This window comes from Pseudomonas sp. GW821-FHT11D10 (genome assembly GCF_058808435.1).
The window spans coordinates 24,526-49,882 of record NZ_JBXARR010000009.1; the positions used below are offsets into that span (position 1 = coordinate 24,526).

Genomic DNA, 25,357 nt, shown 5'->3' on the forward strand with positions numbered 1-25,357 from the left:
GCCATGCCGTTAATCAGAAATTATTTTATTTATAGGCCTGAAGAGCTCCAGCTCATAAAAACTAAAAGACAAGAGGGGTTTACGCATCAAGATTGGAGTCAAGATTATTTCATGCCATTGAGATCTCGAATTAGAGATTTTTATAGGAGAGAGCAGAACGGGAGTTGTGCGTACTGCATGCAGCCTATATCTATTCATGCTGCAGCAAATGCCCAGGTAGAACATATACTTCCCAAGTCAAAACATGAGGCGTTCATATTTGAAGTAAAAAATCTGTGCGTTATCTGTGCAGATTGCAATCAAGCTAAAGGTTCAAAAAATGCTTTGATAGGGGAAGAGCTAGATACTATACAATCTCCACCCCGTAGATATCCATCCAGCTCAAGTAGGTTTCTTATTATACATCCCGCTATTGATATTTACAGCGAGCACATCGCTATAAATGGAAAGCTCTATATAGATCTCACCCCTAAAGGTCACTTCACTATAGGAGCTTGCAACCTAAACAGGTTCACACAAAAATTTGGCATCGAACAATCAATACTTGATGATTTTGGTATATTTCAATTACTTGAGAGTTACTCAAACGGGGGGGAGCAAGAAAAGCGAATTGCTTTCGAGAAGATTAGAGAGCTAAGAGGCTAGCGCTACTAAGTTTGGCTAAACAAGCCGTAATTACAATTATTATATTCTGCGGACATAAAATGCTTGTTCAACGTTGCTTTCGATCCCGACCTGGTGATACAACCTCTTCGAGCCAGCGGTGAACGCCAATTCAGTCGTATTAAAGGAGCTTTCCGATCTATGATTTGTGACAGATGCGTTTATATTCCATCGCTCAAAAAATTCGTTGTCGAGGTCGGAAATTTCGCAACTTGCAGCTACTGCGACTCTCCAGGAAGTACGTGCGATGAAGAAGTTCTGATTTCATATATTCGTGAACGATTCATTGAATCGTATAGCCCTGTTGATACTCTATCCTCTTACGACTACTATAACTGCATGGAAAGCGGTGCTGATGAGCCAAGAGCTGTCGAGTTTTGGGAGCCGCTTTCAGACACCTATGAGCTTGCAAATGAGAATTTTATTGAAGTTTTGGTGGACGTCCTATCATCTGAGTTTGGGACAGATAAGTTCTACTTAGATGACGGCAGTTTGGAGAATAATTCGTATGAAATTAGTTGGAGTGATTTTGAGTGGGGTGTGCATCATCACCAAAGATTCTTTAACTCTAACGCGAAGGATTTTCTAGATTCGCTTTTCGATTTCTCTTGTAATAACGATGTACTGATGCCTGAGGTCATACTCCGAATTACCAGCGCTGAATACCTGTATAGAGCGCGCAAGGCAGATGGCCCTAAGAAGCTTCAAGAAATTGAGGAAAATCCTACCTCTCAGCTAGGTCCGACTCCAAGCAATTTTGCGTCCAATCAGCGCATGACGCCCCGTGGAATCTCTGCGATGTATTGTGCGCGCGATAGACAAACTTGCCTAAGCGAATTGCGCCCACTGGCTGGGGACATTATGGTCTCGGGAGCCTTCGCTCCAACCACGCATATGGACTTTTTGGATTTAACAAAATTAGAGAGCATGAGTAAGCCCGACCTCCACCCCTTTGATCCGGGATTCACAAGGGCACACAATGCACATCATTTCCTCAAAAAGCTCGTGACAAAAATGTCGAAGCCAAATACAAAAAAAGACGAGTTGGCTTATTTATCGACGCAAGTAGTTTTTGAATATTTAAGGAACCGCTTTGGCAAACAGGTTGCAGGACTAGCCTTCCCCTCGGTGCAGACAGGTCTAGTCGGACAAAACGTGGTTATCTTCCCTGAAAACTGTCTTATTGACCTTAAAAAGCGCACCAAAAGTTATAAAAAGGCGCCGACGCTAAAGTTTGTCGACTCGTCAATAAAGGTTCACGCTATCAAAGCTGTTACGACCACGTGCGTTGATTTTGATGGAGAGATGGATTATCGAGTTCACTTTAATCTTTAGAGTTGTGGTCCGGATGCCCGGAGCTTTATTGTCATCAGCGACCTATGCTTGACCAATTTGCTCCGTCTTCCAATTTACTTGTTCTTACGAGCCACCGGTTGAGATTCTACCTCGTGACGTTCGCGATGGGATGGCAGCGCTTATTCACTTACGGCTGCTTTTGGCCGATAGCGGACATTAGCAACGAAGAAGAGCAAAGGGGACGGATTTATTTTTAAGTACTGCTCAGAAAAGCAGATCACTCCGCCCCTCTTTTCCATTTTTCCTATGCACGAATATCACTTAAAAAACACTTGATCTTTTCATACTCATCAAACGTCACTTCATACGTAACCATAATTTTTTGCCCAGGCCAATCTTTCACAATTAGAAACCTCTGCAGAAACTTCCACCCCGACGCCAACAAAGTCAACACCCCAAGATAACTAATCAAATAAAAACTAAATACAAAAATCAGTTGCCACCCCTCACTAAAATCCAGCAGCGACGCCAAATAAATCAAACAATTGGTAGCCACTACAAACAACAGAAGAAAAATCCACACACAAAAACCGTGCAACCCGACTTTAAGTTTCGCGCCTTTCATTTTTAACCTTTCAGATAAATATAGTAATCACGCCCAACGCGTTCGCATTATTATCTACAAATCGACGACTTGAACAGCCAATACTTTGCTCACGAGCTTAAATAACAACACTTTCTCGAAAAAAGAATTCGAACCATATAAATACAGAAACGTCCTACAACTCACCCGTGACTCTTTGCAGTAGTCTCGCGAGGCTTTAGGAATTGAGAAAGGTGGAAAGATATATCCTTAGATCATTAGTCCGCTTCGCTTTCGTTGATCTGTGAAGGCATTGTGATAGCATGCGTCCGCTCCCCCCGGAGAGGGGGATTTTTTCTACATCCCGCAAGGAATATGCCCTCGTGAAAGACTTCGTCATCAGCGTCAACAACACCGTCCTCTATCTCTCCCTGGCATTCATCTGGCTGGTCGCTATCGTCGCGATTTTCACCAGTGGGTTCTTGCCGGCGCTGGGTATTTTCGTGGCCGGCACCCTGTGCTGGTGCATCATTTCCGGCTTCTGGTTCGTCCAGTCGGCGACCTACGAAGAACTGCGCAAGCTGAACGCCAGCAAAAACTGAAACATGAGGGTGGAGCCGTAAGTGCCCCGCCCTACCCTGAGCGCTTGGTTCCGAGCCAAGCGCTCTCGCCCACCGCGAAGGGCTCGCATAAATCCCGCCTTCTCCGAAATCCTGAAAGTCCCCCCGTTCCCTTTCTGCCAATAAAGCCCAGTACTATCTTTCAAGAAATATCCCCGTCCCTTGTCCTCATCCACTGAGTGGCGAACTAAAGGAGTTTGGTTTTGGGACATCTTCTGACTGAGCCTCAGCTGACCGACGTCAGAGCTGCACTCTCCTGGCCTTTCAACGATTTGCCGGTCGAATACGATTACGTAGCGGCGAAGGTCCGAGGCATCGATCCTGACGTGCTCTACGAAATCCTTTATTCAGAGGTCGCGCCAGTGTGCTTCACCAACCTTGTGGCCGCTGTGCCTCCGGTATGGACTGGCTTTGATCCAGACTCGCTCAGGGCAATGATCGAGGAAAGGCTGGCAGCGAGGAAGAACAGCTGGTTTCGCAGTCAGTTTGATAAGGCGTTGGTTCGCTGGCTGCAATACAACTACGGCTACATCTGGAAGGAGATTTCCTCTAGGCTTTGAACGCTTAAACAGGTCCGTTTAAAGCAACCCGCCGTAACTTCCCCAAGGCTACAACGCCTTGCGTCATTGCCTACGACTACGCCAGAATCCGCCGGCTTGTGCGTCTACGACGCGGGTCTTATCGTTTCCCGGTCACTGAAAACAGTGATGGGGTTTGGTAGCCCCGGATTATCGTAGGTTGCATAAGCATCATGATGTGCAGTGTCTGAAAGACTCCGCGTCATGGTGGTCATGCACAGGGCGTCTTCGGGCGCGCCGGTTCCTACGTCCCGGTCTACCAACCTGAGCATGGCCGCCACCCATCGTTTGGTAGCGAGAGTGTCGGCTCCCATTTGACGATGTAGGAGTTTCACCATGATCAAACCAACACCCAACCCACCCGAAACCGACCCCACCTCCCCCTACGAATCCCCAAACTCCAAAAAACTCCACGACGCCGCCGAGCGTGCGCTGGATCACTACCTCTTCCCCGCCGCCGGGATCATGTCGTCCTTAAACGAGCCCGAGCGGATGTACCTGGCCAATCCGAAGTACAACACCGAATGCCTGCTGGCCAACGCCAGCGAAAACCTCGGGGCAGCCAGTGAGATGCTCAGCAATTTCGCGGCCACGCTCGATCCATCGCATCGCAAGACGGCGATCGGTATTGCGCAGGTGGTGATGATTGCCGAGTTGGCGGTGAATCAGGCGCTGGATCACGTCGAGGTCGCGTAAGCCGGCGATGGCTGTAGGGGCAGTCGGTGGCTGCTTCTACAGCGGATCGTTGCGGCCCGTTTTGTGGCAGGAACAAGTGCGACGCAGGCCGGCATGGGATATCGTGCCGGCCTCGAATTCGACGTGCATTCATGGAGGAATAAAGTGCGGATTTGCATGACTAGGACATCGTGTACAGGCGGATCTACGCGGAATCAAAACCTTGCGGCTCAGCTCGTTGGGAAACAGAGGCCCGTGAGCACCAAAACATTACTCATCGCCTCGCTAGGGTTCCTTGCCCTCTCCCAATCAGCCATATCCCTCGCGGATACTGCCAATGGAAAAGCCCTCTATTCACAGCGATGCGCCGTATGCCACGGAGCCGACATCAAGGGCACCGGGCCGTTGGCCAGGAAAAGCAATCCGCCCACACCTGACCTGACAACCGCCGCCTTCAAGAAGCGACTCAATGACTACCCGGGGGTTATCGTGTCCTCGGTAATACTTCGCCCCAACGGGGATTTGATTCCAAAAACCTTGCGAGAGAATGGCGTGAAGATCCAGCCACACGCCTGGAGCGCTAACGATTTTCGCGATTTGCACCAATATATGAGCGGTGTGATTTCCCATACGAACAAATGAAACTGAGGCAGATCTTTAGCCCGGTAACGGGATAAAAGGTCTGCCTTATTTTCACGATCAGGCTGCATCCACCATGACCGACACATTCCAAGGCAGTTGTCTCTGCCGCGCCATCAAATACGAAATCACCTCGCGCCCCAAAGCGCTTTCGCATTGCCATTGCAGTCAGTGCCGCAAAAGCCATGGGGCGGCGTTTGCCAGTTATGGCAGCGTGCCGCGCAAGGATTTGCACCTCACCCACGGTGCGGAACACCTCACGGCTTACCGCTCCTCTGAATCAGTGCTTCGGCAGTTTTGCAGCCAATGCGGCTCGTCGTTGTTCTGGTCGAAAAGCAATGGCGATCATGACGACTGGGTTTCCATTGCACTGGGGACTTTGGACACTGCTTTTACGGCCGAAAAACAGCGCCATATCGAGGTCGCGTCCAAGGCGTGCTGGTATGAGATTCAGGATCAGTGGCCGCAGTCGCAATGAGGCAAGAATAGATACTTCCCTTTTTTTGCCCGCCGCCGTATTGCATTCCTGACAGGAATGCCCCCATAAAAAACATGAATTTTATTTAAGGCGTCCAATCTTTTAGCGTCGTCCATTCTGCATATGGAGATGACGCTATGAATGACTCAAGCCTGCGCCTTTACGTCGACGCTCAATTCACCAGTCCTTACGCAATGTCGTGCTTTGTGGCCCTTCGAGAAAAGGGAATCAAGTTCGAAATGAGCACCCTGGACCTGGACAAACTGGAGAACCAGGCCAGCGATTACGCCCGTCTTTCGCTGACTCAGAGAGTGCCTACCCTCGTGCATGGCGACTTTGCGTTGTCGGAGTCATCGGCGATCACGGAATACCTGGAAGATGTATTCCCCCAGACACCTGTTTACCCCCGGCACCCACAGAAACGCGCCGCGGCGAGGCAAGTTCAGGCGTGGCTACGCAGTGATTTGCTCCCGATTCGACAGGAGCGCTCTACCCTTGTCGTGTTCTATGGACAGAAATACGGACCGTTGTCAGCGTCGGCTGAGGCTGCCAGGCAAAAGTTGGTTGAGGTCGCTCAATGGCTGCTGACCGACAATCCGGACTACCTTTTTGGTGAATGGTCGATCGTCGACGTTGATCTCGCGTTGATGTTGAACCGATTGATACTCAACGGGGACACGGTGCCGGTTCAGCTGGAGGATTACGCTCAACGCCAATGGCAGCGCCCGACCGTACAAGAGTGGATCAAGCTGCAACGACCTCGAATTTAGCGGTACTGAAAATGGGGACAGATTTATTTTTCAGAAAATAAATCTGTCCCCATTTCTGTTTTCTGCTTCAGCCCGTCTTTTTGTCGGAGCCTTTTATGTTCTCGATCAGGTCAACGACATAATCTTGATTGAAGCCCGCCACAAATGACCAGAACAGCAACTTGGCATACGCCGCATACCCCTCCGCATGCTGGCAAAAAATATCGTTGAAGATTTGCCTCAAACACTGCGGATCGTCGTCCGGAACGATCACCGGAAACAGATCGCCCTTGATAACGCCTGAAAGAAACAGAAGATACAGGAGCCCCGCCAATATCCCGCCTATGAATGAAGGCAGGATCAAGGCGAACCACGATCTGGAGAGGTTTTCGATTTCCGGATCAGTGAGTATCGACAGTCGCCTGTGAAACCCAACATAGCCCCCGATATTCCCGGCGATACACACGATAAAGGGCACTTTGTAGTCGGGCAGACTGTAGGTGACGATAATCGCCAGCACCAACAGGGCGATGAAAATCCAGAATATCCGCTTCCAGATGATGTTCAGGTCTTCCTGACGATTCATGATCAGCTCCCTGATCTTGACCCTGTGATGATTTTTTAGACGATAGACGAATCCTGTCGAATATTTGGAGGATCAAATCGAAAAATGCCTCGAAGTTCTGTTCTGAAGCATGGCGTACCCTTGCGGAGTATCGGGAGCCGTCAGCAACAGATCAGAAAAAATGGGGATCGACCTATTCATCCTGAACATGAAAATAGTCCTGACACTCCCTACACAAGCCTACAACCCCTTACGCAAGTGCCTACAAATTCGCCAGAAAGCGCCGGCTTTCAGGGCTCGCCCTCAAGTCGTATCCTTTTTTCCGTCACCTACATCCCGCCCAATGCAGTAAGCCGTCCTAATCATCCAGGACGTGCCAAACCCTTGGGCGTTTTTGTTTTAAAAAAACCGGGGGCAGATCTATGAATCCGAAGCGTGATGATAGATCTGCCCCACGTCTGACGATGACGGCGCAAAGCGTCCGCGGCGACCGATGAGCAGCGGCTTTTACCCGCTACGAGACAGGATGAGCAAAGCAATGAATGCCACGAACGGTGCAATCAGCACCAGCCCACCGACGGCGACCGACCAGCCCCAGGCAAAACCACTTTCACCCTTAAATCGGCCACCACTCAGCAAGCCAAGCACGTAAACGCCGATTCGATGAGCCAGCCGGTTGAGCAAGATATCGAAGATGTAATCCATTCTTTGGCCTCGTGCCTCTCTGCACTCTGCACTCTGCACTCTGCACTCTGCACTCTGCACTCTGCACTCTGCACTCTGCACTCTGCACTCTGGACTCTGGACTCTGGACTCTGGAGCGTTACAACTCCAATGCCTTCGTCATGATGACTGTGCGCTCCGCCCCGTGAAACTCGTCTCGAACCTTTTCAAACCCAAGCGAAGCATAGAAGCCTTCTGCGGTGATTGAAGAAGGCACACGCAGCCGGTTCAGACCTGCATCTATGGCAAGTGATTGAATTCTCTCCATCAGATGTCTTCCGACACCCATTCCTTGATTACGCGGGTCGACAAACACACTGCGGACAATGTCGTGATCCAGACTCGCGGTTGCAACGATATGGTTGCCGGCTGTAGCCACCAGGACTTGACGCTCAGCCAACAGATGAAGGATCGCCGGGGGAGAAAAGCTTTGCGCCACTTGCTCGATGATGTCGGCGGAGTAGTCCTGGACGTTGGACTCGCGCAGAGCACTGAGGATCGTTCGACTGATCGCTGGCGCATCTGCATTCGTAGCGTTTCGAATCAGGTAATCCATCAAGGGCCGCTCCTTGCGCGTCATCACTTGATCGTAGAAGGATTCGGCTTCACCGCTCCAAAAAAGTGGCAAGTCCTCAGAAACGCTCATCCAGTATCGCCGGCAGGGTGATGTCCCGGACAAAACTGGCAGAAGACAGGCTCAAGATCATGCGTACCACCTGCACCACGTCATGCACGGGAATGAAATGGCCTTCGCCACGCTGCTCGGCAATGGCTCTTGGCGTGTGCAGTGGGTCTTCGGTATTCAGGTAGCCCAGGTTCAGGCAGGTCACGCCCAGCCGTTGCTGTCGGTAGCCTTCACGCAGTGCGTCGGCGATGCCGTGCAGCGCGAACTTCGAGGCGCCGAAGGTGACCTCGGGCCGCCCGCTTTGCGGCAGACCTGAGGTTGAGCCGATCAATATGATTCTTGGGTTGGCGCTGTTGAGCAGCAGCGGAAGCAGGCGTTTGATCAACAGAATGGTCGAGGTGATGTTGCAGGTGACGATGGTTTCCACTTGCTCGTCCTGGTCGGACAGGAAGTCATAGGCCGGGTCGAAGGCAAACTCTTCCCAGATGCCCAGGTTGTAGATCAGCGTATCCAGGCCGCCAACAGCAACAGCCTGTTCAATGACCTGCGCTGCTTTGGCCGGTTCGCCGAGATTCGCCTCTACCCAGGTCACCTCGACGCCCTCCCTGGGTGTCAAGTTGTCGGGGCGCATCCGGGAGACGCCGATCAGCGTGTCCCCAGGTTCGCCCAATCCATCGATGAAGGCTCTGCCCAACCCTTTGCTTGCACCGACCACCATGGTTTTCATTGATTGTCTCCTTGACTGCCTGCTGACATGGGACTGGCATGCAAGCAGGCGAATCAAGACTTGGCAATCGGGAGGTTGTTTCCAGATATTCGCTGACTGCCGGGCACATCCGGCAGCGAATCTGAAAATAAATCAGTCCCCCTTTTCTGGTGTTCGATCCAATTGGCAACTGGTCCATGGAACAACCTCAAAACTGTAACTGTTCATCGTGCAGACCGTGAGCGAAATTAAGGCCACTCCCCCGCCCGAAATGAAGTGAGCACGCGCCGTGGACCTGACCGTCACCACCCTCCTCGTCACCTTTGCCGGCGTGTTCCTGATCTGTTTCATGAAGGGCGCGTTCGGCGGCGGTTTTGCGATTGTCGGGATTCCGCTGCTGTCGCTGGTGATGGACCCGATCACCGCTGGCGGGCTGCTCGCGCCATTGTTCGTTGCCATGGATCTGTTCAGCCTGCGCTACTGGAAGCCTTCTACCTGGTCGAAACCGGATCTGAAGTTGTTGGTGCCGGGTCTGATCGTCGGCATCGGCGCCGGCTATCTGCTTTTCCGGGTGCTTGACCACCGCGCCATCGCCATCGTCATGGCGGCGGTCACGTTGTTGTTTGTCGGTTTGTGGTTCAAGGCGGGTGGAGAAGTTCACGTGAAGCCGCGTTCGTCGCCCAAAGCGGTGGCCGCCGGTATCACTTCGGGGATAACCACGATGGTTGCGCACTCCGGCGGGCCGCCGCTGGCGATCTATCTGCTGCCGCTGGGCCTGAGCAAACAGATGTATGCCGGCACGACCAGCATGTTTTTCACCGTGGGCAATCTGCTTAAAGCCGTACCTTGGCTGCTGCTGGCCAAACCCACCGGCAACGTGCTGACGCTGATGCTCGTCAGCCTGCTCGCCGTACCCTGCGGCGTCTGGCTGGGTTGGCGGCTGCACGCCCGACTGGATCAGCGCCAGATGTATCGCGCCTGTTATGGCTTGCTGGTGGCCACGGCGCTGAAACTGTTGTGGGACGGTGTCGAGGGATACATGGCCTGAACGGAGTTCAGGCCGGATCCAGGTTATTTGAACACCGGCACAGCCGCCCCATCCGACTGCTTGAGATACTCACGCAACCGCCCACCGATTTCCTCAATCTTCGCCTCGCCCTCTCGCAGGGCTTGCGGATTGGTGTGTACGGAGTAATTCCCAAGCGCCAGTTCATAGGGATGAGGCTGCGCCGAGCCGATCACGAACACGGTGTCTTCGCGCAGGGCCTTCAGCGTCACGGCGCCGTTGCCGGGTTCGAAGACCGCCATTTCACCGGCGCTGACCAGATCCGGCGCCGCCAGTAATCCACGGCTGACGCTCAACCATAACGATTCGTGGCCTTCGGGCGGCGTGTAAGTCCAGGTCTCTCCGAGGCCCAATGTGACCAACAGATAATTCATCCCCGCCGGCGCCCGAACCGGGCTCTGGACACCCTGGTGCACGCCGAGAATCACCCGCGCCGGCCCCACTTCGGGCATCGCACCGGATTCCAGGTACTGGCTGTCGACACTGGCGTTTTCCAGCGCTGGCGGCAGCGCCACCCACAGTTGAAAGCCCTGGATCCTCTGCGAAGTCCCGACCGACATTTCCTTGCCGTGCCAGACCCCGCCACCCGCGCGCATCCACTCGACGCCGCCGTAGTCGATCATGCCCTTGCCCGAATCCGCATCCTCGAAACGCAAGTTGCCTTCGGTAATCAGCGTGACGGTGGCGATCCCCGAGTGCGGGTGCATGGGCATGCGGTTGATGAACGAGGCTTCACCTTCAAACAGATCGAGGAACACGAACGGCTTGATCAACCGGCCCAGATCCGAAGGGCTCATCAACCGCACAATCGAGCCATGCCCGTTGCCGCTGGTGCGGTAGCGGATGGCACGAAGGGTATCGGGTTCGCGGGTGTAGCCAGAGAGTTGTTGCTGGACGGTCATGATGATTACTCGATTCTGTTGCGGGGTGCGGTCAACAAACAGGCTGAAGCGCGGTGAAGGACGCTGTTCTTCACCGCGCCCGAGGATCAACCGCGGCGAGCGTCGAGGCTGAAGCGGCCGGCGCCGAAGGCCACGACCTGCAACAGGCCGCCGGCCATGGCGATGTTCTTGAAGAAGTGGATGAACTGGTTCTGATCGGCCAGTGCACTGTGGAAGGCCAGCGCAGTGAACACGCTGAACAACGCCAGGACGGCGGCGACGGTGCGGGTGCGGTATCCGGCGATCAGTGCCAGGCCACCGCCGATTTCAACAATGATCGCCACGGCCAGCGCCACGTGTGGAAGCGGCAGCCCGACCGAGCCGATGTAGCCGATCATCATGGCCGGCGCGGCCAGTTTGGAAAAACCGGAGAGGATGAAAATCACGCTGAGCAATACACGGCCGATCAGCGCGGCCGAAGCCTGTTTCAGGTCGGAACGGCTCTGGTGAGCGGTGGAGGTAGCGAGGTTTGCGGAAGACGTCATCAGGGCATTTCCTTCAATGAGGGTGCGATTCGACCTGAATCGCCCCGGTGAAGAAATGTTGCGCCTGGCCTGCTCATCTGAATAGCCGACTAATTTAGATCATTAGTGTCGATAAAATAGATAAGCTGCTCACCTCAGACGAAGGACTTCAATCGTAATTCGAGGAACCCGGCATGATCTCCGACCCAGGCACACCGACGCTCGACCAACTGCGCGTCTTCCTCACCGTCGTGGAAGTCGGCAGTTTTGCAGGGGCTGCGCGCAAGCTTCACCGGGCCACTTCGGTGATCAGCTATTCGATCGCCAACCTTGAAATGCAGCTGGGCGTGACGCTTTTTGATCGCCAGACCACCCGTAAACCGCAACTCACCGAAGCCGGGCGCACCGTGCTGGCCGAAGCCCGGACCATCGCCAACGGCGTGCATGGCCTGCGCGCCAAGGTCAAAGGCCTGCTTCAGGGGCTCGAAGCCGAGGTTCATGTGGTACTCGACGTGATGCTCCCCGCCGAACGGATCGTGGACGCGCTCAAGGCCTTTCAAGAGGAATTCCCCACGGTCGCTCTGCACTTGCACATGGAGGCCCTCGGCGCCGTGACCGAGCGAGTGATCAACCGCAACGCGGTCATCGGCGTGAGCGGCCCCATGAATGAGAGCATCGACGGTCTTGAAAGAATCGGCGCCGGCAACGTCGAGTTGATCCCCGTCGCCGCGCCGAATCATCCGCTGGCCTTGGCCGAACAGAATGCGCCGGGGGCCGGACGCGAGTTCACGCAACTGGTCTTGTCCGACCGCTCGGAACTGACCAAGGGCAAGGAGTTCGCGGTGCTCAGCAACCGCACCTGGCGGCTGGCGGATCTGGGTGCCAAGCACATGTTGCTGCGTGAAGGCATTGGCTGGGGCAACATGCCGACGCCGATGATCCAGGAAGATCTGGACAGCGGCCGGCTCGTGCCACTGAACCTGCCGGAGTACACCAGCGGCAAATACCCCTTCAGCATCATCTACCGCTCGGACCTGCCACCGGGGCCGGCGGCGCGATGGTTGATCGAGCGTTTTGTTCAACAAGGCGCGGCGCTGCAGGCAACCCGTTAAGCAGCGGCTGAAATGCACATCAAAACAGGACAAAGCCGTCTACGCTCCAGCCACCCCCTCTGGAGTGAACGCCATGATCCGCGCCCTGCTCACCGCTTCCCTGCTGCTGGCCCTGAGTGTTCCGGCCCATGCCGACGTGACGCCCTTCCCCGCTTCGTTCCGCACTCAGGACATCGCCGTGGACGGTGCAAAAATTCACACGCGCATCGGCGGCAAAGGCCCGGCGGTGGTGCTGTTGCATGGTTTTGGCGACACCGGTGATATGTGGGCGCCGCTGGCGGCGGATCTGGCGAAGGATCACACCGTGGTGGTGCCGGATTTGCGGGGCATGGGCCTGTCGTCGATTCCCGCCGATGGTTACGACAAGAAGACTCAGGCCGGTGACATTCGTGCGGTGCTGGCTTCGCTGGGCATCGAGCATTCGGTGGTGGTCGGTCATGACATCGGCACCATGGTCGCCTTCGCCTACGCCTCGCGGTATCCGCAGCAGACCGATCGCCTGGTGGTGATGGACGCGCCCGTTCCGGGGATCCCGCCGTGGAACGAAATCGTTCGCTCGCCGATGCTCTGGCATTTCGATTTCGGTGGACCGGATGCAGAACGGCTGGTGGCCGGGCGTGAGCGCATCTACCTCGACCGCTTCTGGAACGAGTTCGCCGGCGACCCGAAAAAGGTCGACGAAGCCACCCGCCAACACTACGCCAAACTCTACGCCCGGCCCGGCGCCATGCACGCGGCGTTCGCCCAGTTCCGCGCGATCCGCCAGGACGCCGTGGACAACGAAGCATCGATGAAGACCAAACTGAAAATGCCGGTGCTGGCGGTCGGCGGCGAAAAATCCTTCGGCAACAATGAAGCCATCGTGATGCGCAATGCCGCCGACAACGTCACCGAAGTGGTGATTGCCGGCGCGGGGCATTGGCTGATGGAGGAAGCGCCCGTCGAAACCACTCAAGCGATTCGCAGATTTATCGCGCAGTAACCTGCAAAGAGCCCTCGTCATCCTCGACACGTGCGGGTAGTTGACGCACGCCCACCCGAGTGTTCAGATGCCGCCCTGTTTCAGGTGTCCCATGCCGCCGTGCATGGGGTGAAACGGGAAACCGGTACGTTCCTTTCGAACAAGTCCGGTGCTGCCCCCGCAACGGTAGGCGCGTGATGCTTTCGACACACCACTGTGGCCAGACGGCCATGGGAAGGTGAAAGCGTCCATACGCGCGAGCCCGGAGACCGGCCTGAGATGTCTGTTTGGCAAAATCCTGCGGTGGGCGGGCATGGGCCGGTGTCGGCGTGTGCGCGATGCCTTCTCCTGCATGCTCTTCTGCGAAGATCCTTTCGAGAAGACGATGATCAAACCTTTCAACACTCCGGCTCCATCCCTGTTATTCGGCTGTCTGTTCAGCCCCCTGTTGCTGGCGGATGACACGCCGCTCGAACTCCATCAGCAAATCGTTTCCGCGCCGTCCGTGGAGTCCACCACCGTGGCCGACATGGCGCAGTTCGGCAGCAAGGTCGAGATCGTCACCCGCGAGCAGATCGAACGCGCCGGCCCCAGCGCCGATGTCAGCCGGGTGATGCAGATGTTCATTCCCGGCCTGTACGTCGCGCCGAAAAACGGTCCGTTCGACTACGGCACTTATTCGCTGCTGGGCGGGCGCAACGACGACACGCTGATCCTGCTCGACGGCGTGCGCCTGAACAATCGCCTGTACGGCGGTTTGTACCTGGACACCTTGCCGGCCAACGCCATCGAGCGCATCGAAGTGCTCAAGGGTGGGCAAAGCCTGTTGTTCGGCACCCAAGCGGTGTCGGGCGTGATCAACATCGTCACCCGCAGCCCGCAGAGCCGAAAAGCGTCCGGCGAAGTGAACATGGGCCTGGACACCTTCGGCGGCACTACCAGAGATGCGCGGGTCGAGAACATTTTCAGCAACGGTTTCGGCGATCTGGGTTTGCTGGCCTACGTCAGCCATAACGTCTCGGACGGCTATCAACCGTTTCGCAATCGCGACCTGAAAAACGTCACCGAAAAGAAGCGCGCCTATGAAGTCACGACCTTCGGCGGCAAGGCGATTCAGTCCTTCGGCGATGACAAACGCCTGGAGCTGTTCTACCAGTACGCTGACGCCAACCTCGATTTCGCCCGCCCGGTCGACAACCACAAGACCACCAACGACCGCATCCAGCAGATCGCCACGGCAACCTTCGAACAGACGCTCAACGAGCGCCTGAGCTACTTCGTCAAAGGTCATATCAACGACTGGGACACCCGCTACACGCGCATCAACAACACCGCCAATGGCGGCACCCGAACCATCAACCACAACGACTACTGGGGTTTCACCGACTGGGGCGTCCAGGCCGAAGGCAAGGCTGAATTGCCCGGCGGGCATGTGCTGGTGTTCGGTACGGACAACCAGTGGTTCAAGGGTCAGGACGATGTGCTGACCATCGACAACGACAAGGCCGAAGCCCACGCGCTCTATACCCAACTGCGCCCGCAGTTCGACGCCCTGCCCGACTGGCACCCGAGCATCGGCATCCGTCACGAAGCCATGGGCGGTGGCGACAGCGCCACGGTCGGCATGCTCACTTCGCTGTATGACCTCAATGAAAACTGGTCTGTGCGCGGGCAATACGGCACGGCTTACAAACTGCCGAACGCCGAGCAGTTGTTCGTCAACGAACCGGGCGACGAGTTGGGCAACCGTAATCTGAAACCGGAGAAAAGCCGCAACGCCGAGCTCGGTCTGGATTACAAGGGCCTGCTGCTCGACCGCGAGTTCAGCGCCAGCGTCACCCTGTTCAAACGCAAGATCGATGACCTGATCACCCTCGACGACATCCAGTGGGTCAACGGCCAGGGCCGGGTGCAGATGCGCGGTTTCGAGGCGGACGCGAAACTGGCGCTCAACGAGCAATGGAGCCTGCAGGCCGACATGACCCGCAACCTCACCGAGTCGCGCGCAGGCGTCACGCTGAACGATGTGCCGAGCTTCTTCGCCCGTTCGCGAATTGGCTATGAGTCGGTCGACCGGATGTGGGGCGCCGGCGGTGCGATCCGTTACATCCGCGATGTCATCAGCTCGAAACAGGTCGAGTACGGCCATTATTCGGTGGTGGACGCCGACGCCTATCGCTACCTCGACGGCGCCCACCAGCATCGGGTGAGTCTGCTGGTGGAGAACCTGTTCGACCGCGATTACGTCACCAGTCGCTCGAACAACGTCGACAACCTCGGGCGGCCATTCACCTCCGAAGTCCGCTACACGTATCGCTTCTGATGGCTGACATCATCACCACCGACGGCGTCGATTCGCATCCGGACTGGTCGCACGTGCCCGAGCATGCGCGCCACGTGTTCCTCTGCACCGGCCCGCGCTGCACCCAGCGCGGCGCCTTGCAGTTATGGAAAACCTTGCGCCGGCATCTGCTGGCGCATGACCGTATCGAAACCCCGGGCGGCGTTCTGCTGACCCGCACCCATTGTCAGTTCCCGTGCAACCTGGGGCCGATCGTGACGGTGTACCCGGAAGCGTGCTGGTACGGCGTGCGCAGTCACGCGGACGCACAACGACTGGTCGAAGGGCATCTGGTGGGCGGTGAATTGGTCGAGGATTTGCTGATCAGGGCGCGCCCATGAGAAGGATCGTTTTTTTGGGCGCCCTGCTCTGCGCGCTGCCCGTTTGGGCCGACAGTTACCGCAACTGTGGCGAGACCTGGAACGCACCGGCCGCACCACCTTCGCGGATCGTCGCCCTCAATCAGCACGCCGCCGATCTGGTGCTCGCACTGGGTGCGAGCTCGGCGCTGGCGGGCGTCGCCTATCTGGATGACACCGGTGCGTCGCAGTCCGAGTATTTCGGCGTGCCGGTGATTGCGCCGCGCTATCCGTCGAGCGAAGTGCTGTACGCGCAGAGGCCGGATCTGGTGATCGGCGGATTCGCTTCTGCCTTCGGCAATGGCGTGACGTCGCGCAGCGGGCTGGGGCGTAACGGCGTGGCGTCCTATCTGCTGGAGTCGGCGTGTAACGGGCACTCGCTGGACTACTTCGAACACATCCGCAACGACCTCTCGACCCTCGGCTTGCTGCTGCACAAACAGCCGCGAGCCCGGGAACTGAGTGATGCGCTGGACGCCGATCTGAACCGCGCCCGGGCACTGGCCGGCTCGGGCAAGCCGTTGTCGGTGTTCTATCTGGACAGTGAAGTCAACGGCCTCGACAGCGAGGGCCGACGGGGTTTCGTCACTCCGCTGCTGGCCGCTGCCGGGGCGCGAAACCTGTTTGCCGACATCAACCAGTATCGCGTGACCGTGAGCCGCGAAACCCTGCTCGCCAGTGATCGGGACGTGATCCTGCTGGCCGATGCGCAATGGTCACCGGCCAGTCGCAAGCGTCAGTTGCTGACGCAGGATCCGGTGTTATCGACCCTGCGCGCGGTGCGCGAGAACCGGATGATCGACATTCCCTTCACCCATTTGTTGCCCACGGTGGACAGCGGTCGTGTGGCGCTGGGATTGGCGCAGCAATTCAGAGCACTTCGGGCGGCCGAAGCCAATCATTGACTGCATCAATAACAACCATTAATTCAATGAAGTTCTCATATCGAATCCAAAGCGTAGGATCTGCTCCATACCAACCCACTGCACACGGAGTACAGAACCATGAAACGCCAAACCCTCCTCGGTATCGCCTTCTCGCTCTTCGCCCTGAATGCTTTTGCGGCAACCGAGACTGACCCACTGTTCAGCGATGCTGTTGCCTCTGCGACTCAAACTGATCCGCTGTTCAGTGATGCCGTAGCCGCGACTGAAACTGATCCGCTCTTCAGCGATGCTGTAGCCGCAACCGAAACCGATCCGCTGTTCAGCGATGCAGTTGCCGCGACCGAAACCGATCCGCTGTTCAGTGATGCGGTTGCCGAAGGTGGTTCTGACCGTCTGATCGAACGACGTAATGTCTGAATGCTGGGTTTTACCGCAGCACTCGACGAAAGCCCGGCCTTATCCGCCGGGCTTTTTCATGTCTGATGGGTATCGAAACGAACTCTCGCGCTACGAAAGTCTTCAGCGTTTTCCAACAGCCACGTCCACAACGGCACCATTCGCGCAAGAAAACTGCGACCTAGCGATGTCAATTGATAGTCGACCCGAGGCGGCACTTCGTTGTGATCGAAACGTTCAATCAGGCCATCACGTTCCAGTTGCCGCAGGCTGCGCGTCAACATGCGTTGCGTGACGCCCGGCAGGCGCCGGCCGATTTGGGCATGACGCAATTTTCCCTCCACGCCCAGCGTATGCACGATTCCCAGCGACCAGCGATTGCCCGCATGGGTCAGCACTTCACGCTTGAGCCCGTCGTCCTCGGCACTCAGCGCATCGCACACAGCCTGGGACTGGCGAATCACCTCTTCTTCATTCATTTCGTCATGCGGTATCACGCGTGTGCCTTCTTCTGAACGTTGTTCAAGGGTGACAGGATAAAAGGACCTTCATTGCCGAGCATTATCCGGGAGTCACTGATGCAACCGTACACCCCCGCAAAAACCGACAACATTCTGGTGCTGGGCGCCGGCGAACTGGGCATGGCCGTACTTCGCGAACTGGTGGCCCTATCCGCCACCAGCGTCACGGTCATGCTGCGTCCGTCGGAGCCCGACAGCGCGTCAGCCGACAAACTCAAAACCCTTGCGCAACTTGAAACTCTCGGGATCGCCGTACTGCCCGGCGATGTGGTCAATGACTCCGAGGAACAGCTTTGCAGCGTGTTCAGCGGTTTCGACACCGTGGTCAGTTGCCTGGGATTCGTCTCCGGCGCAGGAACGCAACTCAAGCTGGCCCGCGCCGCGTTGCAATCCGACGTGAAACGCTATGTGCCGTGGCAGTTCGGCGTCGACTACGACGTCATCGGTCGTGGCAGTCCGCAGGATCTGTTCGACGAGCAACTGGACGTACGCCAGTTGCTGCGTGGCCAGTCTCGCGTGCAATGGCTGATCATCTCGACCGGCATGTTCACCAGTTTTCTGTTCGAACCGATATTCGGCGTGGTCGATCTGGCCCGCAACACCGTGCGCGCGCTGGGCAGTTGGGACACCGCCGTCACCGTCACCACACCAGAAGACATCGGTCGGCTGACCGCCGCCATTCTGTTCGACCCCGCATTGAGCAATCAGGTGGTCTACACCGCTGGCGATACCCTCACCTACGGGCAACTGGCCGACACAGTCGACTGGATGCTCGAAAAAACCGTCGAGCGCATCGAATGGACAGTGCCCTCACTCATGGCCGACCTCGCCGCTGCTCCCACCGATCAAACCCGCAAATACCGGGCCGTGTTCGCTCAGGGCAAAGGTGTTGCCTGGGACAAAGCGTGCACCTACAACGCCGAGCGGCACATCAACACCACCACCGTTGCAAAGTGGATCGAACAGCACCTGCTCTGACCGGGTAACGTCCAGCCTGTCAGGGTGCGACACCCTGACGGCGCTTGCGGAACTCGGCGACTTTATGCCGGTTTCCGCACAGCGCCATGCTGCACCAGCGGCGCTTGTGCGACTTGGTGCGGTCGTAAAACATCAGCGAGCAGTCCGGGCTTTCACATTTACGCACGAGTTCGAAATTGCCCTCCGCCAACAATTCGGCCGCGGCATACGCCAGGCGCCCAAGGCGTTGACGATTGACGTCGCCCTGCCGGAAACGATCCAGTACCGGCCTGCCCGCCTCTTTCCAGACCAGTTGCGGAACCGCCCCCTGTAAAAAAGCATTGAGCGCGGACGGATCCGCTGCGCGGTTCTCCAGTCGAGCGGCGATCAATGTCTCGATGCACTCGCGCAACTTGCGCACACCCGCCAGCAATTGACCGTCGTCTGCGGTGATGTCCGTCGCCGGGCCAAAACCGATCTGTTCCAGCCAGAGCGCTGCATCGGCATCTGAATCGAGCAGGTCACGTCGCTGCCCTTCTACCACCATCCGGGTGTTGAGCAAGTCCAGCGCCGGGTGATCGGCCAGCAGCAGTGGCGCGGGCCGTTCGAGGGTGTTCAGGGAATCGGTCATGTAAACCTCTCGGAAATCAATGAGCGAATTGTAACCCATAAAAAAGATTTGACCAGTTACAAGATCCGTGCAAAATTAAATTCAGTAACCCGTATAAACGAATTTAAACAGTTACAGGAGAAAGCAAATGGCTCAGCACATTCCCGTCGCTTACAAATCCGTCGAAGCCGATGGCGTCAAGGTTTTCTACCGCGAGGCGGGCGCTGCCGATGCGCCGGTGCTCTTGCTGTTGCATGGTTTCCCGAGTTCATCGCATCAGTTCCGCGACCTGATCCCGCTGCTGGCAGACAAATACCGCCTGATTGCACCTGACCTGCCCGGTTTCGGCTTCACTGAAGTGCCGGCGGAGCGCAACTACGTCTACACCTTCGATGCTCTTGGCGATACCGTTCGCCAGTTCGTCGATGTACTGGGACTCAAGCGTTACGCGATGTATGTCTTCGACTACGGCGCGCCCACCGGCCTGCGTCTGGCCCTGGCTTACCCGGAGAGGGTCAGCGCGATGATTTCGCAAAACGGTAATGCCTATCTCGAAGGACTTGGAGACGCCTGGGCGCCGATCCGTCAGTACTGGGCTGACCCGTCGCCGGCCAATCGACAGGTGATCAACGATGCCATCCTGCATCTGGAAGGCACGCGCTGGCAGTACGTCGAAGGTGTGAGCAATCCCGAAGCCATTGCCCCCGAGGCCTACTACCTGGACGCGCTGCTGCTGGAACGCGCGGGCAACAAGGACATCCAGCTCGACCTGTTTTACGACTATCAGAACAACCTGAAACTTTACCCCGCGTTCCAGCAGTTCTTCCGCGACACCCATGTGCCAACGCTGGCGATCTGGGGCAAAGGCGATCCGTTTTTCATTCCGCCAGGCGCAGAAGCGTACAAACGCGATAATCCGCAGGCCGTGGTCGAGTTGCTGGACACCGGGCATTTCGCGCTGGAAACCCATGTCGAGCACATCGCCCGGCGAATTGTTGAAGTGCTGGGCGAGGCCATAAACTGATGAACAAAAGGCACTGATCCGCTATTTAGCGATGCGGTTGTCGAAGGTGGTCTGATCGAACGTCGTACCGTCTGAATGCCGGTTTTACAGCAGCACTCGACGAAAGCCCGGCCTTATCCGCCGGGCTTTTTCATGCCTGATGGGTAGCTGTCGCCGCCGCCGAGGAGCCGACTTCGCGCAAAATCCGTTCGATATCCGGTCGCGTCCACTTCTCCCAGGGGCACTCGTCTTTTGTATCGCCGCGATGCCAGTACTCTCCGGCATCAAATGCAAGGTAGATGGAAAAGGCTGGCTCAGGCATGTCGGCGTGCATAGACAAGTCAACGATATCGCTGAATAGAATGTTCATGACGTGATCGCAGTCATGAAAGTCCCACGCGCCTTCACTGAAAAACCTGGCCATCGCCAGGGCGAGTTGATTCAAAAGATCGCGCAAATCGAGCTGCAAGCGAACGCATACACCGTTCAAGTCCATCTCGGGATCTTTGACCAAATCGCCCAATACGTCATGCAGCTCCGCGCTGCTTAAAAATCTGCTCATTGAGGAGTTCGACCGGGTTCAGGGTTCACGCTTACTTCATTCATAAAACTTTCCAGCGAACAGAATCGCTGCACAGCGCTGCCATACATTCGATTGGGCATTATCGGCCAAAGGAGATCGGTTGCTGGCATGCGCCCATGCAGCTGCTGCATCGAGAAACGCATCAACCGTTCCGTTTTCCCATTCCTGGCTATCTGATCGATCTATCGATGAGGGAGCGTTATGTTCCAACAAACATTCACTGGCAAAATCAGCCCCCAGCGCCTCGACAAATCGAATGAACGACTCCTCATCTCTGACAAGCGCTAACAATTCATCAAGATCGACAGGCGTGGGCATAGGTTTTCCGGATAAGGCTTTTCAAGTGAATGCATGCTGCGACAGGGAAACGCGAACGGTCAACTCAACGTCGAACGTTACGGCACAGTTCCTCCGGCAGAAAGGTCTGCACTTTTGCTACGCTGGCGCACCGCTTGCCCCAGGACCTATGGCGCATGGAAATTGCACCGCACTTCATTCTTCATGAAACCGAGCACTGGATCGTCAACCACCATCTGGCCAGTGCACTTCCCGGCTATCTGATGCTGGGAACCAGGATCAAAACCAATTCACTGGCCGAGCTGTCGACCGAGGCACTGGCGGAGCTCGGAGGGCTGCTCGCAAGAACCCAGCAGATCATTGAGCGCCATCTGAAGCCCAAACGTCTTTATATCGGTCGCTTCGGTCATGAACCCGGTCTTCCCCTCCACTTCCATTTCATACCGGTCTATGACTGGGTCGAAGACTTGTTCTGGAAAGACTCCCGCTATCGCCTGCTCGAATCTTTTGCCTACGCCGAGAATCCCTTGCCATCGACCGATGGCGCAGAACTGACGCTGTTCGTTTGGCGAGAGTTTGCCGAGAACCCCACACCGCCAGCGATTCAGGGGCGCTCTGTTGAAGAGGTGATTGATGAACTGCGCAGTGCTTTCAAGTGATCAGTTCATCGAGTCGTCTGCTCCGCTGATCACTCAATCGAAGGCACCATTGAGCACTTCATAAATCAGTCCGGTGGCCAGCGCGACCAGGATCAGATCGGTACCGACCTGCTGCCATTCGTAGCCGTCGTAGTGCGGCAGTCTGCCGACCAGTCGACCATCGAGCTTCTTCGCAATACCGGGCGGCAGCGGTTTGCCGCGGGCCAGGTTCTTCTGGATCCCGGGCGGCAACGCCGGGCCCGGCGTCCAGTAGCCGCGATACCCGTCCACAATCCCGATCACCCCGGCGTGATCGATACTCGGACCATGCCCCTGATACCCGCCCCCGCCTTTTTTCCCCTGATTGCCATGATCCTGGCTGTTATGCGGATTGCCTTTGCCCTGCCCCTTTCCGTTGCCAGGATCGGCCAGCGCAGTCACCGAACTGCCCAGCAGCGCAATACAGGTCGTGGTCGCAATCAATGTGCGTAAACCGGACATCGGTCGCTCCTTGAATGAATGGGTGTCTGTGGATTCTAGTCAGTTTTTTTACAGGTACCGAGAGATGGCCCTGTCATCGCGCTTTGTGACGATTTTCGATGCGTGCAGCTTTCGGTGCTCCCCGGTTCGCGCTTACCATGCGCCCGACTCGTATTACCGCGGGAAAGAAGTCTGGCGCCGTCGTTCCGACTTCAACGAAAAGGAATTTCACCCCATGTTTGAACGGAACAAACTGGTTCCAGAATTGATGGTCACGGATCTGCAGGCCAGCCTCGCGTTCTGGGTTTCCTGCCTGGGCTTCAACATCGCTTATCAACGCCCGGAAGATGGCTTCGCCTATCTCGACCTGAATGGTGCTCAAGTCATGCTCGAGCAGGTAGATCCGAATGCAGGCCAGTGGCTGACGGCGGAACTGAGCAAGCCTTTCGGAAGAGGCGTCAATCTGCAGATTGACGTTGAGGCGGTTGCTCCCATCATCGAGAAATTGGGCGCCGCTCAGGTCTCACTCTATAAAACCTGCAAAGACACCTGGTATCGCGCTGACGATGTCGAAGTCGGCCAGCGTGAATTTCTCGTTCAGGATCCGGACGGATATCTCGTAAGGCTGGTAGAACGTCTGGGCGAACGTCCTGTTTGCCCGATTTGATCAAGGAAGATAAAAACAATGAAAAACGCTTTCGGTCTGCTGCTTCTGATTTGCCTTTCAGCCAGTGCAATCGCTGATGAAAACCCCATCGGTTTCCGCTCCGCCACACTGGCGGACGCGCACAACGAACGCCCGCTGGACATGGTCGTCTGGTATCCCGCCAAGACCACCGCCCCCGCTCAATTGATTGCCGACGACGCGGTGTTCGTCGGGACTTCGGCGGTGCGCGAGGCGCCGCCAACGGCGGGTGATCATCCATTGCTGGTGCTCTCTCACGGTTTCAGGGGCAACTGGAGCAATCAGGCGTGGCTCGCCAGTGCGCTGGCACGTCAGGGTTACATCGTCGCGGCGGTCAATCACCCCGGCACCACGACGCATGACCGCAGCCCGAAAGCCGCTGCACAGTTGTGGCAACGACCTGCCGACATCAGCCGTGTGATCGATGCGGTCATCGCTCAGCCGGAGCAATTTGGCGCAGTCTCGAAGGGCCGAATTGCAGTCGCCGGCCATTCGCTCGGCGGCTGGACCGCTCTGGAAATCGCCGGCACACGCTTCGACCCTGAGCGCTTTGCCCAGGACTGCGCGGTCCATCAAAAACTCGCCAGTTGCTCGGTCTACAAAACGATCAACGTCGCCGACACACCGCAAGCGAAGAGCCGGATCAGCGCAGACTTGAGCGACAAACGCGTCCGCGCCATCGTGTCACTGGACCTGGGCCTGTCACGCGGGATGACCGACGCCAGCCTCGCCGCGTTGCCGGTTCCGACACTGGTGATCGGCGCGGGCGTCCCCTCCGAAGACCTTCCCGCCCAACTGGAGTCGGCGAATCTCGCCACGCGCCTGCCTTCGGCTACCTCGCAATATGTCGAGATCAGCGACGCCAGCCATTTCAGCTTCATGTCCTTGTGCAAGCCCGGCGCCGTGGCGCTGCTCGAAGAAGATTCGCCAGGCGACGGGATCATTTGCGGGGATGGCGGCGTGCGTTCCCGTGAGGTGATCCAGCAACAGGTGGTGGCGTTGATCGACGGGTTTCTGAGCCGGTCGGTGCAGAACTGATCGCGGTGTTGCCTGCACATCGTTGATACGTCAGGATCCCTCCCTTTTTTGACTGGCAGGAGCAATCGTGGAACGTCTCTTCGTTTATGGAACCCTGGGCCCTGGCCGGCCGAATGAGCATGTGATGCTGAACATCGGCGGCACATGGCAGGCTGCTTCGCTGAAGGGCCGCCTGTCGCAGGCCGGATGGGGCGCGGCGATGGGCTTTCCCGGGTTGGTGATTGCCGAGGATGGTGATGTCATCGAAGGTTTCGTCTTCGCCTCCGAAAATTTCCACCTGCACTGGGCGGCGCTGGATGAGTTTGAAGGGGCGGAGTATCAGCGGGTGTTGACCAAGGTGACGCTGGATGACGGCGCCGTCGTTGAGGCTTTTGTCTACGCTCTGCGGTAACCAACAAAACCGAGGGTGTCTGTGGCTGACCGCGAGCAACTCCACCGAAACGGCTACGTGCTGCTGCGCCAGGCAATTACGCCGGCATGGCTGGACACTCTGCGCGCAGTCTTCGATGCAGGCGTGAAGCCTTCAAGCGAATGGCCCGTGCCCCGTGGCAGCGACTGGCGCCATTCACAGTTGGACACTGACCCGACCGTTCAGGCCGTGTGCCGATTGCCACAATTGCTGACCGTGGTGGGCGAGTTGATCGGCGAGCGCTTCTTCCTCTCTCAAGTCGAGGGCCGCGAACCGCTCGCCAATGGCGGCCACCAACAGTTGCACCGCGACTTGTCGGCGCAACGCCCCGGCGACACCGTCATCGCGCTGGTGTACCTCGACGACTACGGCCCGGAAAACGGTGCAACCCGCATCGTGCCCGGCAGCCATCGCCCTGCTCTGGACGAGCCCCCGTTCGACTTCACTGACGAGTCCCGATCCGTGCAACTGACGGGCAGCGCGGGCGACATCCTGATCTTCGATGCCGACCTGATCCACGCTGGCAGCCTGAACGCCAGCGGCGCACGCCGTCGATCCCTGTTGATTACCTGGTTTTCCGAATCGCTCTACGCCACACACCTGGAAACGGTGAACCTCAGAAACATTCAAATGGAGACGACTGAGCGGTTCGATCCGGAAGACTTTGCGTTCGGGATCATGAAATCATTCATTTGACTTGTTTGCCTTA

The 25,357-nt window shown here is 56.8% G+C and carries 33 protein-coding genes and 1 riboswitch; of the genes, 22 read left to right on the top strand and 11 right to left on the bottom strand.

The features are described from left to right. Positions 1 to 3: 3 nt before the first annotated feature. The 8 genes from AC1RT4_RS23075 to yfcF all read left to right on the top strand — a co-directional run bounded on the left by AC1RT4_RS23075 (position 4) and on the right by yfcF (position 6,302). Positions 4 to 645, top strand: coding sequence for an HNH endonuclease (locus AC1RT4_RS23075; protein ID WP_493088076.1), 642 nt, complete (start codon positions 4 to 6; stop codon positions 643 to 645). Between the two features lie 63 nt (positions 646 to 708). Then, the gene (locus tag AC1RT4_RS23080; protein ID WP_493088078.1) at positions 709 to 1,998 is read left to right on the top strand and encodes an RES family NAD+ phosphorylase; all 1,290 of its coding nucleotides are present in this window, start codon (positions 709 to 711) and stop codon (positions 1,996 to 1,998) included. A gap of 927 nt (positions 1,999 to 2,925) precedes the next feature. Continuing rightward, complete coding sequence (locus AC1RT4_RS23085) at positions 2,926 to 3,144, top strand: hypothetical protein (protein WP_011333849.1); 219 nt, start codon at positions 2,926 to 2,928, stop codon at positions 3,142 to 3,144. Positions 3,145 to 3,365: 221 nt separating this feature from the next. Further along, on the top strand, positions 3,366 to 3,722 hold the full coding sequence (locus AC1RT4_RS23090; protein WP_493088081.1) for a DUF7079 family protein: 357 nt from the start codon (positions 3,366 to 3,368) through the stop codon (positions 3,720 to 3,722). A 354-nt stretch (positions 3,723 to 4,076) separates the two neighbouring features. Further along, a complete protein-coding gene (locus AC1RT4_RS23095; RefSeq protein WP_085690572.1) occupies positions 4,077 to 4,436 on the top strand; it encodes a DUF6124 family protein in 360 nt (119 codons plus the stop codon). A 234-nt stretch (positions 4,437 to 4,670) separates the two neighbouring features. Next, entirely contained in the window at positions 4,671 to 5,057 is a 387-nt protein-coding gene (locus AC1RT4_RS23100; RefSeq protein WP_493088083.1) for a c-type cytochrome, read from the top strand. A gap of 73 nt (positions 5,058 to 5,130) precedes the next feature. After that, complete coding sequence (locus AC1RT4_RS23105; RefSeq protein ID WP_493088085.1) at positions 5,131 to 5,532, top strand: GFA family protein; 402 nt, start codon at positions 5,131 to 5,133, stop codon at positions 5,530 to 5,532. A gap of 137 nt (positions 5,533 to 5,669) precedes the next feature. Then, positions 5,670 to 6,302, top strand: coding sequence for a glutathione transferase (gene yfcF, locus AC1RT4_RS23110; RefSeq protein ID WP_493088087.1), 633 nt, complete (start codon positions 5,670 to 5,672; stop codon positions 6,300 to 6,302). Positions 6,303 to 6,369: 67 nt separating this feature from the next. On the opposite strand, the gene AC1RT4_RS23115 is transcribed toward yfcF, so the two are convergent. The 4 genes from AC1RT4_RS23115 to AC1RT4_RS23130 form a co-directional block, all read right to left on the bottom strand. Next, positions 6,370 to 6,867, bottom strand: a complete 498-nt coding sequence (locus AC1RT4_RS23115) for a hypothetical protein (protein WP_007955240.1) — start codon at positions 6,865 to 6,867, stop codon at positions 6,370 to 6,372. A gap of 486 nt (positions 6,868 to 7,353) precedes the next feature. Then, positions 7,354 to 7,551 carry a hypothetical protein gene (locus tag AC1RT4_RS23120; protein ID WP_493088089.1) on the bottom strand — a complete coding sequence of 66 codons (198 nt, stop codon included), beginning with the start codon at positions 7,549 to 7,551 and terminating at the stop codon, positions 7,354 to 7,356. Between the two features lie 118 nt (positions 7,552 to 7,669). After that, positions 7,670 to 8,125 carry a GNAT family N-acetyltransferase gene (locus AC1RT4_RS23125; protein ID WP_493088482.1) on the bottom strand — a complete coding sequence of 152 codons (456 nt, stop codon included), beginning with the start codon at positions 8,123 to 8,125 and terminating at the stop codon, positions 7,670 to 7,672. 76 nt (positions 8,126 to 8,201) lie between these two features. Next, entirely contained in the window at positions 8,202 to 8,921 is a 720-nt protein-coding gene (locus tag AC1RT4_RS23130; protein WP_493088091.1) for an SDR family NAD(P)-dependent oxidoreductase, read from the bottom strand. Positions 8,922 to 9,189: 268 nt separating this feature from the next. Here AC1RT4_RS23130 and AC1RT4_RS23135 point away from each other — a divergent pair, with 268 nt between their 5' ends. After that, entirely contained in the window at positions 9,190 to 9,948 is a 759-nt protein-coding gene (locus AC1RT4_RS23135) for a sulfite exporter TauE/SafE family protein (protein WP_493088093.1), read from the top strand. 23 nt (positions 9,949 to 9,971) lie between these two features. On the opposite strand, the gene AC1RT4_RS23140 is transcribed toward AC1RT4_RS23135, so the two are convergent. Together AC1RT4_RS23140 and AC1RT4_RS23145 are read right to left on the bottom strand one after the other, a co-directional pair. Beyond that, positions 9,972 to 10,868 carry a pirin family protein gene (locus tag AC1RT4_RS23140; protein WP_493088095.1) on the bottom strand — a complete coding sequence of 299 codons (897 nt, stop codon included), beginning with the start codon at positions 10,866 to 10,868 and terminating at the stop codon, positions 9,972 to 9,974. 86 nt (positions 10,869 to 10,954) lie between these two features. Further along, on the bottom strand, positions 10,955 to 11,392 hold the full coding sequence (locus AC1RT4_RS23145; protein WP_493088097.1) for a DoxX family protein: 438 nt from the start codon (positions 11,390 to 11,392) through the stop codon (positions 10,955 to 10,957). 173 nt (positions 11,393 to 11,565) lie between these two features. Here AC1RT4_RS23145 and AC1RT4_RS23150 point away from each other — a divergent pair, with 173 nt between their 5' ends. From AC1RT4_RS23150 to AC1RT4_RS23175, 6 genes are all read left to right on the top strand, one after another. Then, entirely contained in the window at positions 11,566 to 12,483 is a 918-nt protein-coding gene (locus AC1RT4_RS23150; protein WP_493088099.1) for a LysR family transcriptional regulator, read from the top strand. A 73-nt stretch (positions 12,484 to 12,556) separates the two neighbouring features. After that, positions 12,557 to 13,465 carry an alpha/beta fold hydrolase gene (locus tag AC1RT4_RS23155; RefSeq protein WP_493088101.1) on the top strand — a complete coding sequence of 303 codons (909 nt, stop codon included), beginning with the start codon at positions 12,557 to 12,559 and terminating at the stop codon, positions 13,463 to 13,465. A 65-nt stretch (positions 13,466 to 13,530) separates the two neighbouring features. After that, a riboswitch (cobalamin riboswitch) is annotated at positions 13,531 to 13,736 on the top strand. A 93-nt stretch (positions 13,737 to 13,829) separates the two neighbouring features. Then, complete coding sequence (locus AC1RT4_RS23160) at positions 13,830 to 15,767, top strand: TonB-dependent receptor plug domain-containing protein (RefSeq protein WP_493088102.1); 1,938 nt, start codon at positions 13,830 to 13,832, stop codon at positions 15,765 to 15,767. Beyond that, complete coding sequence (locus tag AC1RT4_RS23165) at positions 15,767 to 16,126, top strand: (2Fe-2S) ferredoxin domain-containing protein (RefSeq protein ID WP_493088103.1); 360 nt, start codon at positions 15,767 to 15,769, stop codon at positions 16,124 to 16,126. The genes AC1RT4_RS23160 and AC1RT4_RS23165 overlap by 1 nt, the downstream gene beginning before the upstream one ends. Beyond that, positions 16,123 to 17,049 carry an ABC transporter substrate-binding protein gene (locus AC1RT4_RS23170; protein WP_493088105.1) on the top strand — a complete coding sequence of 309 codons (927 nt, stop codon included), beginning with the start codon at positions 16,123 to 16,125 and terminating at the stop codon, positions 17,047 to 17,049. Before AC1RT4_RS23165 ends, AC1RT4_RS23170 begins: the two co-directional genes overlap by 4 nt. A gap of 99 nt (positions 17,050 to 17,148) precedes the next feature. Then, positions 17,149 to 17,448: a hypothetical protein gene (locus tag AC1RT4_RS23175; RefSeq protein ID WP_207986019.1), complete on the top strand. Its 300-nt coding sequence runs from the start codon at positions 17,149 to 17,151 to the stop codon at positions 17,446 to 17,448. 56 nt (positions 17,449 to 17,504) lie between these two features. Here the strand turns inward: AC1RT4_RS23175 and AC1RT4_RS23180 are convergent, their stop codons facing one another. After that, the gene (locus AC1RT4_RS23180; RefSeq protein ID WP_493088107.1) at positions 17,505 to 17,906 is read right to left on the bottom strand and encodes a winged helix-turn-helix transcriptional regulator; all 402 of its coding nucleotides are present in this window, start codon (positions 17,904 to 17,906) and stop codon (positions 17,505 to 17,507) included. A gap of 99 nt (positions 17,907 to 18,005) precedes the next feature. Here AC1RT4_RS23180 and AC1RT4_RS23185 point away from each other — a divergent pair, with 99 nt between their 5' ends. Then, positions 18,006 to 18,926, top strand: a complete 921-nt coding sequence (locus AC1RT4_RS23185; protein WP_493088109.1) for an aromatic alcohol reductase — start codon at positions 18,006 to 18,008, stop codon at positions 18,924 to 18,926. Between the two features lie 19 nt (positions 18,927 to 18,945). On the opposite strand, the gene AC1RT4_RS23190 is transcribed toward AC1RT4_RS23185, so the two are convergent. Then, on the bottom strand, positions 18,946 to 19,536 hold the full coding sequence (locus AC1RT4_RS23190) for a CGNR zinc finger domain-containing protein (protein ID WP_493088111.1): 591 nt from the start codon (positions 19,534 to 19,536) through the stop codon (positions 18,946 to 18,948). Positions 19,537 to 19,663: 127 nt separating this feature from the next. Here AC1RT4_RS23190 and AC1RT4_RS23195 point away from each other — a divergent pair, with 127 nt between their 5' ends. Further along, entirely contained in the window at positions 19,664 to 20,539 is an 876-nt protein-coding gene (locus AC1RT4_RS23195; RefSeq protein ID WP_493088113.1) for an alpha/beta fold hydrolase, read from the top strand. Between the two features lie 130 nt (positions 20,540 to 20,669). On the opposite strand, the gene AC1RT4_RS23200 is transcribed toward AC1RT4_RS23195, so the two are convergent. Next, positions 20,670 to 21,080, bottom strand: a complete 411-nt coding sequence (locus AC1RT4_RS23200; RefSeq protein WP_493088115.1) for a hypothetical protein — start codon at positions 21,078 to 21,080, stop codon at positions 20,670 to 20,672. A 36-nt stretch (positions 21,081 to 21,116) separates the two neighbouring features. Next, positions 21,117 to 21,419: a DUF7660 family protein gene (locus AC1RT4_RS23205; RefSeq protein WP_493088117.1), complete on the bottom strand. Its 303-nt coding sequence runs from the start codon at positions 21,417 to 21,419 to the stop codon at positions 21,117 to 21,119. A 155-nt stretch (positions 21,420 to 21,574) separates the two neighbouring features. Here AC1RT4_RS23205 and AC1RT4_RS23210 point away from each other — a divergent pair, with 155 nt between their 5' ends. Beyond that, positions 21,575 to 22,057 (top strand): HIT family protein, encoded by a 483-nt coding sequence (locus tag AC1RT4_RS23210; protein WP_273903350.1) that lies wholly within the window; start codon positions 21,575 to 21,577, stop codon positions 22,055 to 22,057. Between the two features lie 33 nt (positions 22,058 to 22,090). Here AC1RT4_RS23210 and AC1RT4_RS23215 read toward each other — a convergent pair whose 3' ends face one another. Continuing rightward, positions 22,091 to 22,537, bottom strand: a complete 447-nt coding sequence (locus AC1RT4_RS23215) for an anti-virulence regulator CigR family protein (RefSeq protein WP_230737497.1) — start codon at positions 22,535 to 22,537, stop codon at positions 22,091 to 22,093. A 214-nt stretch (positions 22,538 to 22,751) separates the two neighbouring features. Here AC1RT4_RS23215 and AC1RT4_RS23220 point away from each other — a divergent pair, with 214 nt between their 5' ends. The 4 genes from AC1RT4_RS23220 (at position 22,752) to AC1RT4_RS23235 (ending at position 25,344) form a co-directional block, all read left to right on the top strand. Then, positions 22,752 to 23,183: a bleomycin resistance protein gene (locus AC1RT4_RS23220; RefSeq protein ID WP_493088484.1), complete on the top strand. Its 432-nt coding sequence runs from the start codon at positions 22,752 to 22,754 to the stop codon at positions 23,181 to 23,183. Between the two features lie 18 nt (positions 23,184 to 23,201). Next, complete coding sequence (locus tag AC1RT4_RS23225; protein WP_493088120.1) at positions 23,202 to 24,239, top strand: alpha/beta hydrolase family protein; 1,038 nt, start codon at positions 23,202 to 23,204, stop codon at positions 24,237 to 24,239. Between the two features lie 67 nt (positions 24,240 to 24,306). Then, the gene (locus AC1RT4_RS23230; protein WP_127797908.1) at positions 24,307 to 24,630 is read left to right on the top strand and encodes a gamma-glutamylcyclotransferase family protein; all 324 of its coding nucleotides are present in this window, start codon (positions 24,307 to 24,309) and stop codon (positions 24,628 to 24,630) included. 21 nt (positions 24,631 to 24,651) lie between these two features. Then, a complete protein-coding gene (locus AC1RT4_RS23235) occupies positions 24,652 to 25,344 on the top strand; it encodes a phytanoyl-CoA dioxygenase family protein (RefSeq protein WP_493088122.1) in 693 nt (230 codons plus the stop codon). Positions 25,345 to 25,357: the final 13 nt, after the last annotated feature.

Excerpts from the sequence above, each read along its gene's own strand:
- AC1RT4_RS23150 (WP_493088099.1), top strand. The coding sequence starts at position 11,566 with ATGATCTCCGACCCAGGCACACCGACGCTCGACCAACTGCGCGTCTTC.
- AC1RT4_RS23160 (WP_493088102.1), top strand. The coding sequence starts at position 13,830 with ATGATCAAACCTTTCAACACTCCGGCTCCATCCCTGTTATTCGGCTGT.
- AC1RT4_RS23205 (WP_493088117.1), bottom strand. The coding sequence starts at position 21,419 with ATGCCCACGCCTGTCGATCTTGATGAATTGTTAGCGCTTGTCAGAGAT.
- AC1RT4_RS23220 (WP_493088484.1), top strand. The coding sequence starts at position 22,752 with ATGTTTGAACGGAACAAACTGGTTCCAGAATTGATGGTCACGGATCTG.
- AC1RT4_RS23175 (WP_207986019.1), top strand. The coding sequence starts at position 17,149 with ATGAAACGCCAAACCCTCCTCGGTATCGCCTTCTCGCTCTTCGCCCTG.
- AC1RT4_RS23200 (WP_493088115.1), bottom strand. The coding sequence starts at position 21,080 with ATGAGCAGATTTTTAAGCAGCGCGGAGCTGCATGACGTATTGGGCGAT.
- AC1RT4_RS23165 (WP_493088103.1), top strand. The coding sequence starts at position 15,767 with ATGGCTGACATCATCACCACCGACGGCGTCGATTCGCATCCGGACTGG.
- AC1RT4_RS23210 (WP_273903350.1), top strand. The coding sequence starts at position 21,575 with ATGGAAATTGCACCGCACTTCATTCTTCATGAAACCGAGCACTGGATC.
- AC1RT4_RS23140 (WP_493088095.1), bottom strand. The coding sequence starts at position 10,868 with ATGACCGTCCAGCAACAACTCTCTGGCTACACCCGCGAACCCGATACC.
- AC1RT4_RS23195 (WP_493088113.1), top strand. The coding sequence starts at position 19,664 with ATGGCTCAGCACATTCCCGTCGCTTACAAATCCGTCGAAGCCGATGGC.
- AC1RT4_RS23120 (WP_493088089.1), bottom strand. The coding sequence starts at position 7,551 with ATGGATTACATCTTCGATATCTTGCTCAACCGGCTGGCTCATCGAATC.
- yfcF (WP_493088087.1), top strand. The coding sequence starts at position 5,670 with ATGAATGACTCAAGCCTGCGCCTTTACGTCGACGCTCAATTCACCAGT.
- AC1RT4_RS23125 (WP_493088482.1), bottom strand. The coding sequence starts at position 8,125 with ATGGATTACCTGATTCGAAACGCTACGAATGCAGATGCGCCAGCGATC.
- AC1RT4_RS23225 (WP_493088120.1), top strand. The coding sequence starts at position 23,202 with ATGAAAAACGCTTTCGGTCTGCTGCTTCTGATTTGCCTTTCAGCCAGT.
- AC1RT4_RS23130 (WP_493088091.1), bottom strand. The coding sequence starts at position 8,921 with ATGAAAACCATGGTGGTCGGTGCAAGCAAAGGGTTGGGCAGAGCCTTC.
- AC1RT4_RS23145 (WP_493088097.1), bottom strand. The coding sequence starts at position 11,392 with ATGACGTCTTCCGCAAACCTCGCTACCTCCACCGCTCACCAGAGCCGT.
- AC1RT4_RS23215 (WP_230737497.1), bottom strand. The coding sequence starts at position 22,537 with ATGTCCGGTTTACGCACATTGATTGCGACCACGACCTGTATTGCGCTG.
- AC1RT4_RS23115 (WP_007955240.1), bottom strand. The coding sequence starts at position 6,867 with ATGAATCGTCAGGAAGACCTGAACATCATCTGGAAGCGGATATTCTGG.
- AC1RT4_RS23155 (WP_493088101.1), top strand. The coding sequence starts at position 12,557 with ATGATCCGCGCCCTGCTCACCGCTTCCCTGCTGCTGGCCCTGAGTGTT.
- AC1RT4_RS23185 (WP_493088109.1), top strand. The coding sequence starts at position 18,006 with ATGCAACCGTACACCCCCGCAAAAACCGACAACATTCTGGTGCTGGGC.
- AC1RT4_RS23180 (WP_493088107.1), bottom strand. The coding sequence starts at position 17,906 with ATGAATGAAGAAGAGGTGATTCGCCAGTCCCAGGCTGTGTGCGATGCG.
- AC1RT4_RS23170 (WP_493088105.1), top strand. The coding sequence starts at position 16,123 with ATGAGAAGGATCGTTTTTTTGGGCGCCCTGCTCTGCGCGCTGCCCGTT.
- AC1RT4_RS23190 (WP_493088111.1), bottom strand. The coding sequence starts at position 19,536 with ATGACCGATTCCCTGAACACCCTCGAACGGCCCGCGCCACTGCTGCTG.
- AC1RT4_RS23095 (WP_085690572.1), top strand. The coding sequence starts at position 4,077 with ATGATCAAACCAACACCCAACCCACCCGAAACCGACCCCACCTCCCCC.
- AC1RT4_RS23075 (WP_493088076.1), top strand. The coding sequence starts at position 4 with ATGCCGTTAATCAGAAATTATTTTATTTATAGGCCTGAAGAGCTCCAG.
- AC1RT4_RS23105 (WP_493088085.1), top strand. The coding sequence starts at position 5,131 with ATGACCGACACATTCCAAGGCAGTTGTCTCTGCCGCGCCATCAAATAC.